Genomic DNA, 15,351 nt, shown 5'->3' on the forward strand with positions numbered 1-15,351 from the left:
TCTGACAGCCAAGGTCGTGTTGTACCTAGCTGGGCAGACGTAATCAACCGCGCAAACTTGGGTATGGAAGTAATGCACGAGCGCAACGCTCACAACTTCCCACTCGATTTGGCAGCAGTTGATGTAGCTCCTGTAGCAATGGCTGCTCCTGCTATCAATGGTTAATCGACTAATCTAGTCTTCTCGAAATAAAAAAGCCTCTCCGCAAGGAGGGGCTTTTTTATTTGTGCAGAATTTACATCAAATAATTTTTTAGCTCAGGATATTTAGAAAATAAGTTGTCAACACTTGCAAGTTTTGCGCCATATTCTAATGCGGTAGCGATGATTAGGCGATCAAAGGGATCTTTGTGAATGGGCGATAGATTTACGGCTCTGACTGTAATCTCTGGAGTCAGTGGCAATAGATCGATTCCTGCGGGAGCTAACGAATCAGTAAGCCAATCTTGAACGCGTATATGTATCGCTAATCTGCCTTTGTTATAGGCTAGAGCAACTTCGTAGCAAGACATTGCTGACACTGCAACTATTTCTGATTGCCGAATTTGCTCTAGCCATTGTGTAGGAATTTGATCGAAGTTTTCGTTGACATACCAAATCCAGATGTGGGTATCGAGAATTATCATTTCAGGCATTCCCAGTCCTCTTCATCTACGATTGGGCTAACAATATCACCTAAAATTTCGATTTTTCCAGCTAGATGGGTTGGGGTTGTGCGCTTTGGCTTTTTGTTAGGACCTTCTTGATCGGGATTAACGTCTTTTTGCTCTGATTTTGCATTAGCTTCTTTAGAGACTATTTGCTGTGGGATAGAGATAGATTTTAAATATAGACTGACGATCGCCTGTAATGCTTGACGATGTTCTGGGGTTGCATTTTGGTATGCGTCAGCGATGGGGGATTCGACTTCTAGGGTAATTTGTTTGATCATAGTTTTATGAGGATTCGAGAGTATTTTCAAATTCTTGTTTTTTGCTAGAGATGAGAGAACGTAGGCGATCGCCTTCTGACCGTTGTTTTTTCTCCTCAAGTTCTAAGCGATTACATCTAATCAAGAATTTTTAGGTAAATCTTCTCTGTAACTGATCCAACCTGTATGTACTTTTTGAGTGGCTAAGGTAGTTAAGTCTCCGCTGATGAGGGAAGCCACTAAGTCCGCAGCAATATTATTGTTCCAATAAGAGCAGTGAGCATCTGCCATACCTAAAGCCATGCCAGCATGAACTTGAGCAAGTCTTAATGCGCCTGATTCTGCGCCATTGGCATTCATCCAGAGATACTGATCAGTAAAGAAAAAATTTTTAGCTCTGTCGTGTTTAATGGCGTTACCTAGAGGATAGGCGATTAAGTCTGAAGAGTGAATGATATTCAGCCAAGTGAGCGCGTTGTAGCTGGTGGCAACAAAATCATCAACTGTGGAAAAGTCTATATTTTGCTTGAGTCGCATGAATAGCAGTGGTGATCCCATTGTCACAATTCCGCGTAATTTGTACTTAGAATCGCTTGAGTTGAATAATTTGCGAAATTCGTAAGCAGGATCATTTTCGGGTAAGTCTTTGGTGAACAGGAGATCCCAGAGAACTAATGTGCCGAGCGAATGGGAGGCGATCACAATTTCTTGGTCTTCGGGATGGTTATCCACAAAGTCTTGGAATTGATGCAAGATTTGTTTGCGGATAGATGCGCCTTTGTCCTGATTGAGATATACCAAAAAGTCTCCAAAGAACTTGGCAATAAAGTCTTCGCGCTGTTCTTGGTAGCGATAGATATCATATTCACTGCCGCGTAGTGCTTTGCATTTTTCAGATAATTCTTTAATATCTGAGTGGACCCAGTTAAAGAGTTGATCGGTTTTATTTTTAAAGGCATGTCCCCAAAAGCTAGAGTAAAAGATCGGTGATTGGGCATTTTTCTTACTCAAAATTTCTTTGATTTTTTTCTTAAATTGATCGCCGTAACCTGCATCTTGCGTGGCGACCCCATGAATGAGGAAAATTAGCATAAGTTCATTTTTTAGATATATTGTATATAACTGATGTATTTATGGATAAACTATTACTGTGTCTCGTGACATTTCAATAATTTCATACAAGAAACTTGTGAATGCTCTTTACTTGGCTAAGTTTTGTGGCATAGGCTAGGACTGCAAAAATATCATCTCGCTCTAGATCGTCATAGTCTTCTAAAATTTCTTCGGTAGTCATGCCTGAACTGAGAAGTTCTAAGATCATCTCGACAGGATAGCGCAAACCTCTGATGCAGGGTTTTCCATGACAGATATTCCAATCTATTGTGATACGTTGTAATAGCATATTTACATAGTCCTTGTTGAATGGATTGAGATGATTTTACTCTGATTAAATCGAAAGAGATTTTTCAAATTCTTGTTTTTTGCTAGAGATTAAAGAACGTAGCCGATTGCCTTCTTCCTGTTGTTTCCGATCCTCAAGTTCTAACCGATTTTCACATTCAGAAATAACTTGCTTGATTAGTGCATCAACTGACTGAATACGGTTATCAAATAAAGTAGCAATGAACTCACCAATTTTTTCTTTGATACTATCTTCTGATTTCTCAAACTCTTTAAATCCAGAATCACAGACCTGTTTAGCAATCTGATAGTAAGCATCTGACATTGAAGCAAATAAACCGCCTCCTCCCAATAGAGCAGCCGCAGCAATGCCGATAATAATTGCAGGTCCTAATGCTAAAGCTGGAATCATAAAGAAAGCTGCTGCTGCACCTGCACCACCTGCAACAACACCACCAGCAGTCAACGCAGCTACATAACTCGCATCAAAATTATTAAAAGCTGGGCTGAAATTATCGTCAAAATTTGTGCCAATTTTTCTGTCAAGTCCAGAAAAACTAGAATTAAGCGCTGTCAATTCTTCTTTGATTCCTCTATCCAGTAGATTTAGTTTAGGGGCAATAATCTCATTGTTTAAGTGGAGTTGTACCCATAAGTTGATTTCATCTTGAAGTGATTTACTAAATTGCCCTACATAATCTTGGATTAGTGAGTCACGACTAAAAAGCGGGTTATGGTCAGTTTTCCACTCTTTGCTTCTTTGCTCAATCTTTGCTTGAAATTTAGCGCTGTTTTCCTGCCAAGAGACTAGAGCTAAATCAGTGGTCTGTTTTCTAAGAAAATCAACCATTTTACGGATGGTTATAAATCTTCCGCTTGCTTCACCAATACGTTCTAAGATTTCCTCTTTATAGGAAGCTGCTAAGTTTGTGTTAATGCTGTCAGTCGCATTATTTAGCTCATTGACGCAATCTTGGGTAAGCTCATTAAGCTTTTGCGTAGCAGATTGCAAAATTACAGATCCGCGTTCATCAGTGAGAAAAGCTTCTAAAGTACCAGTGAAGTTTTGAAAACTGACTAGATACTCATTCGATGTATTGCTGAGAGTAGCTTTTAAAGCAGACTTAGCAGAAACAAAATGGATTCTCTCTTTGCCTGTAATAGAGCCATCCTTGATGATGCTGTTAGCGGCAATTTGCACATCTTCGCGATCTTCATCACTATCCAAATTGTCCATAAAATTAACAACTAGAAATAGATTTTCTAAGGGGCGATCGCCTTCACGTTCCTTGATTCTGGTGATGATATCCCTTTCACCCTGAGTTAATAATTTATTCGCATTGGTCATAAATAAAATTGCATCAGTTTCTTTCAGCAACTCCTCAGTAACCCTAGTACGATCTGGATGTTCATTTAGCCCAGGGGAATCCACAATTTCTACACCGTTATGACATAGCAACAGATTGGGATGCTCAAAAACAATCTCGGCAATATTGGATTTAAGCAGTTCTTCACTACGATTATTTAGAGCCGCTTCCTTAGAAATAGCCGTTTTTTTCTGATAATCTTCAACCGCAATTTCTTGTTCACTGCCATCACGATAACGACAAACTACCCGCTTGCGATCGCCATATTTCAAAACCGACAAAGTACCACTACAAGGAATTGCCCTCACAGGCTGAATCTCTTCACCTAGCAAAGCATTGAGCAAAGTCGATTTACCTTGACTAAAATCACCAATCACCGCCACCCGAAAACGCTGAGACTCTAATTTGTCTTTAATAGCTTGAATCTCATCCTGAAAAGTAACAGGTAAAAAGCTCTCCTTAATACCGCCATCAATAAGTTCAGATAAATGATTAATCCGCTTGAGCAAAGATTGTTTCTGTAGTTGAAAACCTTGCAGCTTTTGATATTCACCACTTACTGAATTTGTCGGACTGGCTACAGGCTGAGCTTCCTTAATCTCAATTTTAACAAGCTGATTTAACGCAGTGAGCAAATCATCTGCTGCATTCACAAACACAGTTCCCAAATCATGAAAACGAGCAGGATCGACTAGATCGCATACCTCTTGAAAATCTTGATTGTTGTAAGACTTACCAGCAAAACTAGATTCCAAAATGTCAAGATAACGTGATTCTAGTTCTAATCGTTTGCCTAAATCCCTTAAATATTTACTCTCACTCTCATCTAAACTAGAGTCTGCCATTGTCATTCTGTACCCTAAGCCAAATAAAAGCAGTTTTTCTGCTTCACTTAGTGGAACAAGCAAAATCAGAAAATCATCTATTTCAGAATGTAGTTTATATTTTTGAATACCTGAATACAAAAGCTTTGACAACTCAAATGTCTGTTTATTGCCCACATTGAGTTTGCTAAGTGTCGCCCTGAATTGAGAAACCTCATCTTCGCTAACTTTCGCATCCGCATGAATTACCCCTTTCAACAACGCGATCACGTTAGCCATAAACACCACTTGCGGCGTAATGTCGTGTACCGTCAAGTCTTGACCAGTCAACTTTGACAAGAGTTTGACCGCTTGGCTACCAATAAGTTGAGTATTCATGCTTGGGTTAAAAATCTAGTTATCTAGAATTTATCAGAAATACAGCCCAAAAAAATCATTTACACAATAAAATCTGATAATATTTAATCAAATAAAGCTTTTAAAGAGCTTTTTCTATGATTTATGTACTATGGATTACATCTTTTCTGGCGCAAGTCAAGCATTGCTAAATTCTGGTCAATTGGTACAGGTAATATCAAAAGCAGGTCAACTGTTACCAATAGTAAGAGATCCGATTACAGGTAGATTTATAGAAATGGCGATTGGAGTCAGTTCATCTTGTTGTAATCCTTTAGCGATTCCAGTACAGGTTGCTATGGGTGGTTTGCAAATGTACCAAACTCATAAAGGATTTACTGCGGTATTAGGTGGAATCACACAGATTCAGCAAACTTTAGGAGTATTACAAGCCACAACAGCATTAATCGGGGTGGGAACGATCGCAAATGTAGCAATTTCCGCAGCAAGCTTACATCAAATCCTGAAACTACGCGAAGACGTTCGCCAAATGCGCGTTGAGATTAAAGATGGCTTTATTGACCTCAAAAAAGCACTTAAAGATCAAGGTACTGAAATCTTAAATCACATTGATGAAGTCGCCACAGACATCAAATTTGAACAGCATCGAGTCGTTCTCATTCGTGCCTATGGTCAGTTTTTGCAAGCCATTGAGCTAATTAAATCCGCCTTAGCTTGTGACGACATTAAAATTAAAGATCACGATTTAGCCAATGCCCGACAAATGCTTTCTATAGCCCTTGGAGACTATCGCAATCCTCAACTACTTTCCGATCTTTCAGCAATCGGGCAACTCAGAAGAAAGGAATGTGCTTGGGCGATCGAGCAGATGATCATCATGACCTACCAAATCCAAAAGCAATCAGGAGCAGTTACCCACAGACTCCAAAATCTACAAAACAGTATTTGTCAAGATATTTTGAATGTGAGCGAGGCTGTAGAGTACCAAGAAGAAATAGACCTACTCTATCCAGAAATTAACCGTATTTGCACCCAAGATCTCGCAGTTCTGTCATCTTGGCAAGAACAATCAGAATGGATTCAATCTTTACCCGCTTCTGACTTGAAATTACTAGAAAGCTCTGAACTAAGCCCAGTTCCTCAAGAAATGACCTCTGCACTTAGCAGCTTTGAAGTTCCCGAACAAAAAATCTATGACGAGTTAAAACCAAAATCTCATTTTGAATCTCTTCGTGATCAACTTAAGTTAATGGCTTCACCAGACTTACGCTCAAAATATGAGTATGAAGTAGTCGAAAAAGCTCAAGCTTCGGGACATAAAGCTTTAAAAGCAGATGTAGTTAAACAATCGTCTGATATGGCGATCGCTAATCTATACTACTACTTCCAATAAGCCAAATAAAGTAACTTATCTACTCACAACCTGAGTACGAGCCTGAGAACGAGATTTAGGCTTATCTTTCACAACAATCTCTACATCTCGACCTAGAGAATTTAAAAATCTAAATAACCTCACAGTCGAGAAGCCTGATAACTTGCCATTGATCAAAGCCGACATCTTAGGCTGATCGATTCCCAATAGTTTAGCCGCTTCAACTTGAGTTATTTCTAACTTAGTAATGATACTGCTAATTTTGTAAGCAAGTTCTGCTTTAACCAGCAACTCATCAGAATTCTCTAATTCCAAATCAGCAAACACATTGCCACTACTTCTTTGCACCTTAATCTCTTCAGTCATTTAACACCTCCATTTATTTCTTGTTGTAATGCTCAGCATAGTGTTCTTTAGCCCGTTTTAGTCTTGCCTCAATCAAATCCATATCTTGCTTTGGAGTAGCAATACCCTGTTTCGATTTCTTTTGAAAGGAATGCAAAACATAAACAACATCAGAAAATTTGATCGTATAAACTGCCCGATAAGTATCTCCATCAAAGTCATCTACCACTTCCACAACCCCAGCACCTTTAAACCCTTTAAGTGGCTTAGCAACAGGATGCTTGTCTCCACATTGAGCTATATACAAGGCATAACCCACAACTTGCTGAACCTCGTTTGGGAAATCTTTTAAATCATCTAGAGAACTTCCAATCCATTCAACAGGCTTCAAAAATAAACTACTCACATTACAAATATGCTAAGACTAGCATATCATATAAAATTAATATTGTGGCTTACGGCTTTAAAAGCAGATGTAGTTAAACGATCACCTGATATGGCGATCGCTAATTTGTATCATTACTTTCAGTAAACAAAGAATCTAAATCTCTATATCCACTTACCACTCGGACAATCTCTATGGAGTTCTCATTCACTCGATAGAAGATGATATAGCCACTCAAAGGAATACCACGCAAAGAAGTATCTATCTCAGTATAGGCACGACCAATACTAGGAAAAGCGACTAAGTTACGACATTTCTTATTGAAGTCATCAACAAATCTCTCGCCAGCATCAACACTAAACTCTGCAAAATAGTCAAATATATCATCCAAATCTCGACTTGCTAATGGAGAAATAATGTAGCTTGTCATTGATGGCTCTCACGAGCATTACGAACCCGTTCCTTCAATCTTGCCATCACAGTTTCACTATCCAATCCTTCACCCCGATCTAGTTGAGCTATACCTTCAGCTACCTTTTGGCGAGTATCTTGCAGCCATTGCTCGTAATGCTGATCTCTTTCCTCAAGTAACCGAAATGCCTCAAAAATCACCTCATCAGCAGAGCCATACTTACCACTATTGAGCTTTTTTTGAATAAACTGCTCTTGCTCAATTTTTAAGGCAATACTCATGATTTACATCCTAAGCCGTTTGATTATCAGTAATTATACCAAAAGCTTTCAAGATGGAGATACTTGAATGATCGCCTGATAAGCGCGATCGCTATCATGCTTACGGACAAATTGTCTATTTTGTCTATAATATAAGAAAAAGAGCTAAAGCTATGCAAATTGCTTCAGCAACAGAAGCCAAACAATCCTTTGGTGCAATCATCGACAAAGCCCAGCTTGAACCTGTAATGATCCGCAAACAGAATCGTGATGTCGCTGTAATTATGTCTATTGAAGACTATCAACGCATTACTCGTATTAATATTCAAGAATTTCAACAATTCAGATCTAGCATTGCAAAAAAAGCACAAAAACGTGGCTTAACGGAAGAAAAGTTAAATGAACTGTTGAGTGACGACCAATAGTTCTATGCGTTTAGTTCTCGATACAATTGATCATGACGATATTGATGGATTATCTATCCGCATCAAAACTGTATGGTTGTTTGTCGAGATTTTGAATCAAGTTCAATTATGTCGAGATCCGAAAGATGATAAATTTATAGACTTAGCGCTAAATGGTGAGGCTTCTCATCTGATTACTGGAGACAGTGACTTGCTTGTATTGAACCCAATTCAAAATACTTCAGTCATCAAGCCACGTACTTTTTGGGATGAGATCATAAAGCTTTGAATTGTGAAGCTCTTAAACGATCGCCTAATAAGCGAGATCGCTAATCTATAACATTACTTTCAAATTGATATGTTCTAGAGCGATCGCCATTCTTTAGGGCAAATAAATGAATTTAATCTCGACTTGCCAAGTTAACATTAAGCTATAACGCATACCTAAAAAAACAGCCGATTAACAAGATTCCTATGACTAGAACCGAACGCGACTCCATGGGGGAAATGTCCCTGCCCGATGATGTTTACTATGGTATTCAAACTGTAAGGGCGATCGATAACTTTAAAATTAGTGGACTTAAGCCCCTACCCACCTTTGTGGATGCTTGTTTGCTGATCAAAAAAGCTACAGCATTAGTTAATGCCGAACTCGGTTGTATTCCTGTCGGGATGGGCATGGCGATCGCGGCGGCGACAGATGAAATATTAGATGGACAGTTACGGGATCAGTTTGTTGTTGATGTTTATCAGGCGGGGGCTGGTACATCGCATCATATGAACATCAATGAAGTATTAGCCAATCGCGCCCTTGAGATTTTGGGTGACATTAAGGGGAATTACCAAAATGTAAACCCTAACGATCATGTGAATTACGGACAGTCTACTAACGATGTAATTCCCACAGCGATTCGGATTGGAGCATTATTAGCCCTTGATCACGTTCTATTTCCTGCCTTAGCAAATCTCAGTGAACAGTTACGGATTAAGGCGATCGCCTTTGCAGGAATCGTCAAATCTGGACGTACCCATTTACAGGATGCTGTCCCCGTCAGACTTGGTGATGAATTTCAAGCCTATGCCCAAATTATTAGCGATCACATTAAACGCATTCACCTAGCAGCCAATGATTTAAAAACCTTGGGTTTAGGCGGGAGTGCGTCAGGTACAGGACTAAATACGCATCCCCAATATTGCGATCGCGTTGCTGAAAAATTGAGCGAGATTACTGGCTTTGAACTGAAGCCCGCTAGTAACTTGATGGCTGCGATGCAAAGTATGGCTCCCTTTGTGAATGTATCGGGTGCAATCCGCAACCTTGCCCAAGATACTTGCAAAATTGCCAATGACTTGCGCTTGATGGATTCAGGCCCCAAAACTGGTTTGCGCGAGATTCAATTGCCACCAGTACAACCAGGCTCTTCCATCATGCCAGGCAAGTATAATCCTGTAATAGCTGAGATGACAAATATGGTTTGCTATCAAGTTATCGGCTACGACACAGCGATCGCTTTTGCGGCGCAAGCAGGTCAATTGGAACTGAATGTGATGATGCCTTTGATTGCCTACGATTTGATTCAGAGTATTGAGATTTTGGGTCATGCGATCGATACCCTTGCAACAAAATGCATTAGAGGAATCGTGGCAGTTGAGGATCGCTGTGTAGCCTATGCCGAAGGTAGCCTTTCACTGGTGACTGCCTTAAATACCCACATCGGTTATCTCAATGCTGCTGATGTCGCCAAGGAATCCCTAGCAACAGGCAAATCTCTACGTCAAGTGGTTTTGGATAAGGGATTGATGACAGAGGAGAAGCTAGCCGAAGTTCTTGATCTTGAGCAAATGAGCCGTCCCAATGGATAGCACTCATGATTTTTCTATGTCATTTTAAAAGAAGATTTGGAGATCAAATCCCTACATATTTTTGTAAAGGTAGGGGCTTGGTCTCCAAGCCCCAATAGTTATTATCAATGGAGAATGAGAAAAATATGTTAGCAGTAGCAGTCTTGGCGGCAGGTAAAGGAACGCGCATGAAGTCCGCGTTACCTAAAGTATTACAGCCACTGGGAGGTAAATCATTAGTTGAGCGTGTTCTCAATGCTACAGACTCTCTCAAAGCCGATCGCCGTATTGCGATTATTGGTTATTGTAGCGATCAGGTTCGGGCTGCGCTCGCAGATTATCCGCAACTAGAATTTGCAGAGCAAACAGAGCAATTAGGAACGGGTCATGCGATCCAGCAACTATTGGAACCTTTAGCAGATTTTGCAGGTGAACTAGTTGTACTTACTGGTGACTCACCTTTGATGCGTACAGAAACGATTCAAGCTTTAATTGATAGTCATCGCCAACACAAAGCTTCTGCAACTGTCCTCACAGCCATTTTGCCAAATCCGACGGGATATGGTCGTGTATTCTGCGATCACGATATGAAGATCGAACGCATCATCGAACATCGTGATTGTAATCCTGAACAGCTTCTCAATCAGCGTGTTAGTACGGGTGTTTATTGTTTTGATTGGCAAGAATTAGCTCAGGCTCTACCGAAACTGACTACGAATAATGCTCAACAGGAGTATTATCTGACTGAAGTTTTTGATTATCTCAAATCGGTTTATGCAAGTGATTTAGAAGATCCTGATGAGAGTTTAGGAATTAACGATCGCATCCAGCTATCCCATGCCTATGATGTCTTGCAAAAAAGAGCGAGAGAAAAGTGGATGCGTGCTGGTGTCACCATGCTTCTACCTGAAACAATTACCATTGATGATGAAGTGGAACTTGCGCCGAATGTAATTATCGAGCCACATTCCCATTTGCGCGGTAATACTAAGGTTGGTTCAGGTACGACGATTGGACCTTCGAGTATGTTGTCAAATAGCATTATTGGCGAGAACTGTACGGTGCAATTCTCGGTAATTGAAGATAGTCAAATCGCGGATAACTGTCGGATTGGTCCCTTTGCGCGAATTCGTGGTGAGTCAATAGTGGGAGAAAAATGTCGGATTGGGAACTTTGTGGAATTGAAGAATGCCAAAGTAGGCGATCGCACTAACGCTGCTCATCTTAGCTATCTTGGTGATGCGACTCTTGGCAAACAAGTAAACATTGGCGCAGGTACGATTACAGCTAATTATGATGGCTTTAAAAAGCATCAGACTGTAATCGGCGATCGCAGTAAGACTGGTTCTAACTCGGTTCTAGTTGCACCAATTCAAATTGGTGAGAACGTCAATATTGCCGCAGGTTCGACAATTGTGGAAAATGTGGAAGCTGATGCTTTAGCGATCGCCAGAGCGAAGCAGGTCATTAAGCCTGATTATTATGATCAAGAAGGTCGGAAGAAGAACTAAAAGTTAGGACTTACACCGAAGAACGAAATTTAGGGGCAATTCATGAATTGCCCCTACGATGAAATGACTTCCCTTGTTCGTTTCTCACGTTTTTGTGCGTACATCAGGCGATCGCCTTCTACTAACAGATCATTAATTGAATGATGACGACTTGGATCAAACTCAACCATGCCAACGCTGTAAATAATATTGTACCCACGAGATCCCTGTTGATTATTAAAGTCTTTTAGTATTTGTTCTAAACGATTTAAAATGAGATGCGTTTCAGTCTGATTGGCATTAGTCAATAAAGCCACAAATTCATCTCCGCCTAGTCTGCCGACTACGTCTGATTCCCGAAAAGCTTCTTTTAAGATTCTACTGAAATTTATTAGGGCCTGATCTCCTTCTGCATGTCCATAGAGATCGTTGATTTCTTTAAAAAAGTCTAGATCAAAAAAGAAGAGAGAAGCAGGCTTACCCATACGTTTGCATAGGTTTAGGGCATGGTGTGCTAAAGCACTAAAGCCGCGCCGATTAGATATTTGGGTCAATTCATCGATTGTTGCTAGCTGTACGGATGATAGTTCTTGAGCTGCCATTTGACCAAGATCACGCAGCAACTCTCGGTCTTCTTCACTGAGGATGCGAGGTTCTTGATCAATTAAACAGAGCGTACCGACCTTAATTCCGTTAGAGACAACTAGTGGGACTCCTGCATAAAAGCGAATCTTCGGATCATTTAGAACTAGAGGATTATCGTAAAACCGTTCATCCATTAAGGCATCGGCAATCATGAAAATATCATTGCCTAAGATGGCATGACCACAGAAGGATATATCGCGTGACATTTCGTTAACTTCTATACCTAGACAGGATTTAAACCATTGACGATTTGTGTCAACTAAGCTAACTAAGGCGATCGGCACTCTAAATAGTCGCTTGGCGATTCTAGTGAGGCGATCAAAGCGTTCTTCTGATTCCGTATCAAGAATATTTAGCGATCGCAGTGTGGCAAGACGAATGTCTTCATTCTCTGGGTAATCTGGGGCTTTCATAGATATTTGTTATTTAGCATAGGTATTCAAAATAATAGTTTTAAGGATAATTGAGAGTAAAAATCACAAATTAAATTAAGTGAATAAGAACAATGATTTTCGTTGAAAGCATTATGAATCAACACGTTCAATGAAAATCTTACAATTTGTTTTGTCTCAAATTGCTGTGAGACTAATAACAATTGTCAAAACAATTCAATATTATTATAATCAAGAGCAAAAGAAGATTTAGCAAAATCGAAGTGAGTTTATCTCAAAATCTCGTAGAAACAATTCACGAACTGTTTCTACGAGATTTTATAGCTATAGCCACCTGTATCAGGACAAATCAAAACCCAAAAGATGAGTGGCGGCGCGAAGCGCCGCCACTCATCTTTTGGGTTTTATGTCCTAAGCAAAACTTACATTGCTATAGCTTCGCCGCACTAACAAAAATTGCTTATTGTTTAAATCGCAGAATCCTATCTGATGATTACTTCCAAATGTTTTCCCAGAAAGGCGTTTCCACAGGAGTAGGAAGACTAGAGATATTCATCTTGCGGCGAATATCGGCGATGTTCCATCCTGTTAAACTTGCTAGAGTTTGGGCTTCCTTCTCGAAGCGAGGACGTAGCGATCGCTGATATTCTTTTCCTGCTTCGCAATTCATCTCGCCCTTAAAGGCATGTCGCAACACATAGCGTCCTTGGAACAATTCCTGATTGGAAGTTTCCTTAAAGGTTAAGTCCTCTGGGAACTTGTCGCGATTATATCGAATATGTAAGCGTGTGATAAAGACGCTGCGGCTAGGAGGTCTAGGCATTATGCGCCGACTTGAAGGCTGGCTAGAATCGGGCGCACCAATCCAAAATACACCTGCTTTGCGAAGTTCCTCTTGCGAGAGCGGTTCCGCAGAACAAGGATCACAGTTTGACATATCCCATGCATATTCCAAAAAGGCTACTTTGCGTCCCTCCTTGTTATAGGAGGTTTGGAACATTGACTTATAGAAATTGCCAAATTCATTCTTCACATAAACGGGAATATCGGCATCGGAAGGTACTTTGATGGTGCGATAGTTGGCAACTTCTGCTTGTCCTTTGGGTGAGAGAATATAAACGAGCAAATCTTGATCGCCATTAGCATTGAGCATTCCCAAACGGATGGGCAACATGAATTTTGGTGATTCGTAAGCCATCATCAGAGGACGCAGTGATTGAGAACCTGTTTTACTTAGTTCAGCAATATTCACCTTAGCCACAAAGAATTTCATGTTTTGGCGAATATAAGGCTGAAGTAATTCCTTTGCTCCTTGTGGAATTTTGTAATCATTGTCAATGAGCCAAGCTTCCAAACCATCGGATTCCTTGGCGCTAAGAATGAGAATGTCATATTCTCCAACCGAAAACTTAGCTTCAATTGTAACTTGGTAGTTGTCACGGCGTGCTTTTGATTCTGTTACTGGGGCTGCACTTGCTCTGGTTATGCCCCCAAGATTAACCCGATCATAGGCTTCATATCTAGCACAGGGATCGGAGTCAAAGTATTCCACTAAGCGAGGGGCGCTAAAGGAATCAAGGCGATCAATTATCTTCTGTTCACCAATGCGAACTTGCTTTTCTTTCAGCAATACTGGTACTGGCACAACCAGAGCGAAGTCTTTAACATCGCCTTGGTAGTCATTCGCCATCGTTAAAACGGTTCGCTTGCCATCACGGGCAATCACCACCTGTGAAGCCTTGTTAAAGAGGCTAGCATCGGCTTGCGATACATAAAATCCACAGAAGGCAAAGACAGCAGGTGAATAGGCAAAGACAACTAAACAAGCAAGGGCGGTACTTAAAAGTATACGCATCCAAATCAGAAATTTTTTCATATATCTATCCTTGAAAATCAGTGATATGAGTGAGAGTGCGAAGCGCTCTCATTCATATTGTTTTTAGTTGGAAAGGAAAGTGCTATAGCGTTTGGGCAACCATTGGAATCGTGGAGCATTCCAGAGCCGATCGCATAAAACTGTAAGTGGTGAAATTAGAAATAATGCATAAAACATCGCATCAGAGTTAAAGAAAACATTGCGGAAGATAAAGGCTAAAACCGCGATCGCCACAGCCCATATTAATCGCGCCACTTTAGCATTCGGAATGGAACGCGGATCGGTAATCATAAATAGCGCAAACAGCAACAAAGAGCCACTCGTTAGGCGATGGGCTAAGACATCCCAAGTCCAACCCAGCCAAAGGTTTCGTAATCCTTCTAAAAGAGAATAGGCAACTAAAAACATGACGCTCGTATCCCAACGCCCTACTTTTTTGAGAACGATGCCACCTAAACCGAGAAACACTAGAGCGTATAAACTATCTTCACCCCATTGTCCGTTAGAAACCCATGCGTGATTATTCCAAACAAAACTATCGAGCAGCAAAACCACGACGATCCCGAAGTTAGCAGGATTGAACCAATGTTTGCCGTTGGTGCGGAAGATAAATTTGCTAGCGATCGCCAAAAATGAGGCACAGGCGATCGCCCCGTAACTATCAGAACGTAATAATAAACTTAAGCCCAATGCCGTGATTGTCGCGCTTTTAAGGGATAGCCAACGTTCATTTTTTTGTGGTGTTGCTGGAGGAAATATCGATATCATGCATATTTGCGTCAACCAACAAGTCACAAATGTTAGCGCGATCGCGATCGGTTTTAGTGACCAATCACGGGTGCTAACCCCTAACAACAAAAAAACTGATAGAAATAGAATTTGATAATCACGGGCATCTCGGAAAGGAGCGAGACCAAAACTGAAAAATCTGAAAAGCGATCGCGGTATCGCGAAAGGCAACTTTAATGACTGCATAGCTTTCTGATTAACCTAAAGTTTGGATCAGTATAACTGCCTAAATTTTAGGAATGCCGTCTGTTGCGCTTTTTGTAACGATCACTTGCTTATAT

Annotated in this window: 17 protein-coding genes and 1 pseudogene; 6 read left to right on the forward strand and 12 right to left on the reverse strand. The window is 40.5% G+C overall.

The annotated features are described in order from the left end of the window. Positions 1-165: pseudogene (locus tag H6G05_RS17905) on the forward strand (photosystem II q(b) protein); the annotation flags it as partial. A 70-nt stretch (positions 166-235) separates the two neighbouring features. Here the strand turns inward: H6G05_RS17905 and H6G05_RS17910 are convergent. From H6G05_RS17910 to H6G05_RS17930, 5 genes are all read right to left on the reverse strand, one after another. Next, complete coding sequence (locus H6G05_RS17910) at positions 236-634, reverse strand: type II toxin-antitoxin system VapC family toxin (protein ID WP_190579972.1); 399 nt, start codon at positions 632-634, stop codon at positions 236-238. Further along, a complete protein-coding gene (locus tag H6G05_RS17915) occupies positions 622-1,029 on the reverse strand; it encodes a hypothetical protein (protein ID WP_190580095.1) in 408 nt (135 codons plus the stop codon). Before H6G05_RS17915 ends, H6G05_RS17910 begins: the two co-directional genes overlap by 13 nt. A 21-nt stretch (positions 1,030-1,050) precedes the next feature. Next, complete coding sequence (locus H6G05_RS17920) at positions 1,051-2,001, reverse strand: hypothetical protein (RefSeq protein WP_190579974.1); 951 nt, start codon at positions 1,999-2,001, stop codon at positions 1,051-1,053. 82 nt (positions 2,002-2,083) lie between these two features. Continuing rightward, positions 2,084-2,311 carry a DUF433 domain-containing protein gene (locus H6G05_RS17925; RefSeq protein WP_190579976.1) on the reverse strand — a complete coding sequence of 76 codons (228 nt, stop codon included), beginning with the start codon at positions 2,309-2,311 and terminating at the stop codon, positions 2,084-2,086. Positions 2,312-2,356: 45 nt separating this feature from the next. After that, positions 2,357-4,879 (reverse strand): dynamin family protein, encoded by a 2,523-nt coding sequence (locus H6G05_RS17930; RefSeq protein WP_190579978.1) that lies wholly within the window; start codon positions 4,877-4,879, stop codon positions 2,357-2,359. 130 nt (positions 4,880-5,009) lie between these two features. Between H6G05_RS17930 and H6G05_RS17935 the strand changes: the two genes are divergently transcribed. Then, complete coding sequence (locus tag H6G05_RS17935; protein WP_190579980.1) at positions 5,010-6,251, forward strand: hypothetical protein; 1,242 nt, start codon at positions 5,010-5,012, stop codon at positions 6,249-6,251. Positions 6,252-6,266: 15 nt separating this feature from the next. Here the strand turns inward: H6G05_RS17935 and H6G05_RS17940 are convergent, their stop codons facing one another. The 4 genes from H6G05_RS17940 to H6G05_RS17955 form a co-directional block, all read right to left on the reverse strand. Then, a complete protein-coding gene (locus H6G05_RS17940; RefSeq protein ID WP_094530877.1) occupies positions 6,267-6,596 on the reverse strand; it encodes a helix-turn-helix domain-containing protein in 330 nt (109 codons plus the stop codon). A gap of 13 nt (positions 6,597-6,609) precedes the next feature. Beyond that, positions 6,610-6,981: a type II toxin-antitoxin system RelE/ParE family toxin gene (locus H6G05_RS17945; protein ID WP_190579983.1), complete on the reverse strand. Its 372-nt coding sequence runs from the start codon at positions 6,979-6,981 to the stop codon at positions 6,610-6,612. Between the two features lie 100 nt (positions 6,982-7,081). Continuing rightward, positions 7,082-7,390 carry a type II toxin-antitoxin system RelE/ParE family toxin gene (locus H6G05_RS17950; protein WP_190579985.1) on the reverse strand — a complete coding sequence of 103 codons (309 nt, stop codon included), beginning with the start codon at positions 7,388-7,390 and terminating at the stop codon, positions 7,082-7,084. Continuing rightward, the gene (locus H6G05_RS17955; protein ID WP_190579986.1) at positions 7,387-7,653 is read right to left on the reverse strand and encodes a type II toxin-antitoxin system ParD family antitoxin; all 267 of its coding nucleotides are present in this window, start codon (positions 7,651-7,653) and stop codon (positions 7,387-7,389) included. Before H6G05_RS17955 ends, H6G05_RS17950 begins: the two co-directional genes overlap by 4 nt. 152 nt (positions 7,654-7,805) lie before the next feature. Between H6G05_RS17955 and H6G05_RS17960 the strand changes: the two genes are divergently transcribed. The 4 genes from H6G05_RS17960 (at position 7,806) to glmU (ending at position 11,389) form a co-directional block, all read left to right on the forward strand. Then, positions 7,806-8,057 (forward strand): type II toxin-antitoxin system Phd/YefM family antitoxin, encoded by a 252-nt coding sequence (locus H6G05_RS17960; protein WP_190579988.1) that lies wholly within the window; start codon positions 7,806-7,808, stop codon positions 8,055-8,057. Continuing rightward, the gene (locus tag H6G05_RS17965) at positions 8,044-8,325 is read left to right on the forward strand and encodes a putative toxin-antitoxin system toxin component, PIN family (protein WP_322096393.1); all 282 of its coding nucleotides are present in this window, start codon (positions 8,044-8,046) and stop codon (positions 8,323-8,325) included. The genes H6G05_RS17960 and H6G05_RS17965 overlap by 14 nt, the downstream gene beginning before the upstream one ends. A 185-nt stretch (positions 8,326-8,510) precedes the next feature. After that, a complete protein-coding gene (locus H6G05_RS17970) occupies positions 8,511-9,899 on the forward strand; it encodes an aspartate ammonia-lyase (protein WP_190579990.1) in 1,389 nt (462 codons plus the stop codon). A gap of 125 nt (positions 9,900-10,024) precedes the next feature. Then, a complete protein-coding gene (gene glmU / locus H6G05_RS17975; RefSeq protein WP_190579992.1) occupies positions 10,025-11,389 on the forward strand; it encodes a bifunctional UDP-N-acetylglucosamine diphosphorylase/glucosamine-1-phosphate N-acetyltransferase GlmU in 1,365 nt (454 codons plus the stop codon). Positions 11,390-11,442: 53 nt separating this feature from the next. Here glmU and H6G05_RS17980 read toward each other — a convergent pair whose 3' ends face one another. The 3 genes from H6G05_RS17980 to H6G05_RS17990 all read right to left on the reverse strand — a co-directional run bounded on the left by H6G05_RS17980 (position 11,443) and on the right by H6G05_RS17990 (position 15,256). Further along, complete coding sequence (locus H6G05_RS17980) at positions 11,443-12,426, reverse strand: sensor domain-containing diguanylate cyclase (RefSeq protein ID WP_190579994.1); 984 nt, start codon at positions 12,424-12,426, stop codon at positions 11,443-11,445. Positions 12,427-12,898: 472 nt separating this feature from the next. Further along, positions 12,899-14,281: a DUF2330 domain-containing protein gene (locus H6G05_RS17985; RefSeq protein ID WP_190579996.1), complete on the reverse strand. Its 1,383-nt coding sequence runs from the start codon at positions 14,279-14,281 to the stop codon at positions 12,899-12,901. 63 nt (positions 14,282-14,344) lie between these two features. After that, complete coding sequence (locus H6G05_RS17990; protein WP_190579998.1) at positions 14,345-15,256, reverse strand: RnfABCDGE type electron transport complex subunit D; 912 nt, start codon at positions 15,254-15,256, stop codon at positions 14,345-14,347. Positions 15,257-15,351: the final 95 nt, after the last annotated feature.

The organism is Phormidium tenue FACHB-1050 (genome assembly GCF_014696925.1).
In the GTDB taxonomy this organism is placed as follows: Bacteria; Cyanobacteriota; Cyanobacteriia; order Pseudanabaenales; family Pseudanabaenaceae; genus Pseudanabaena.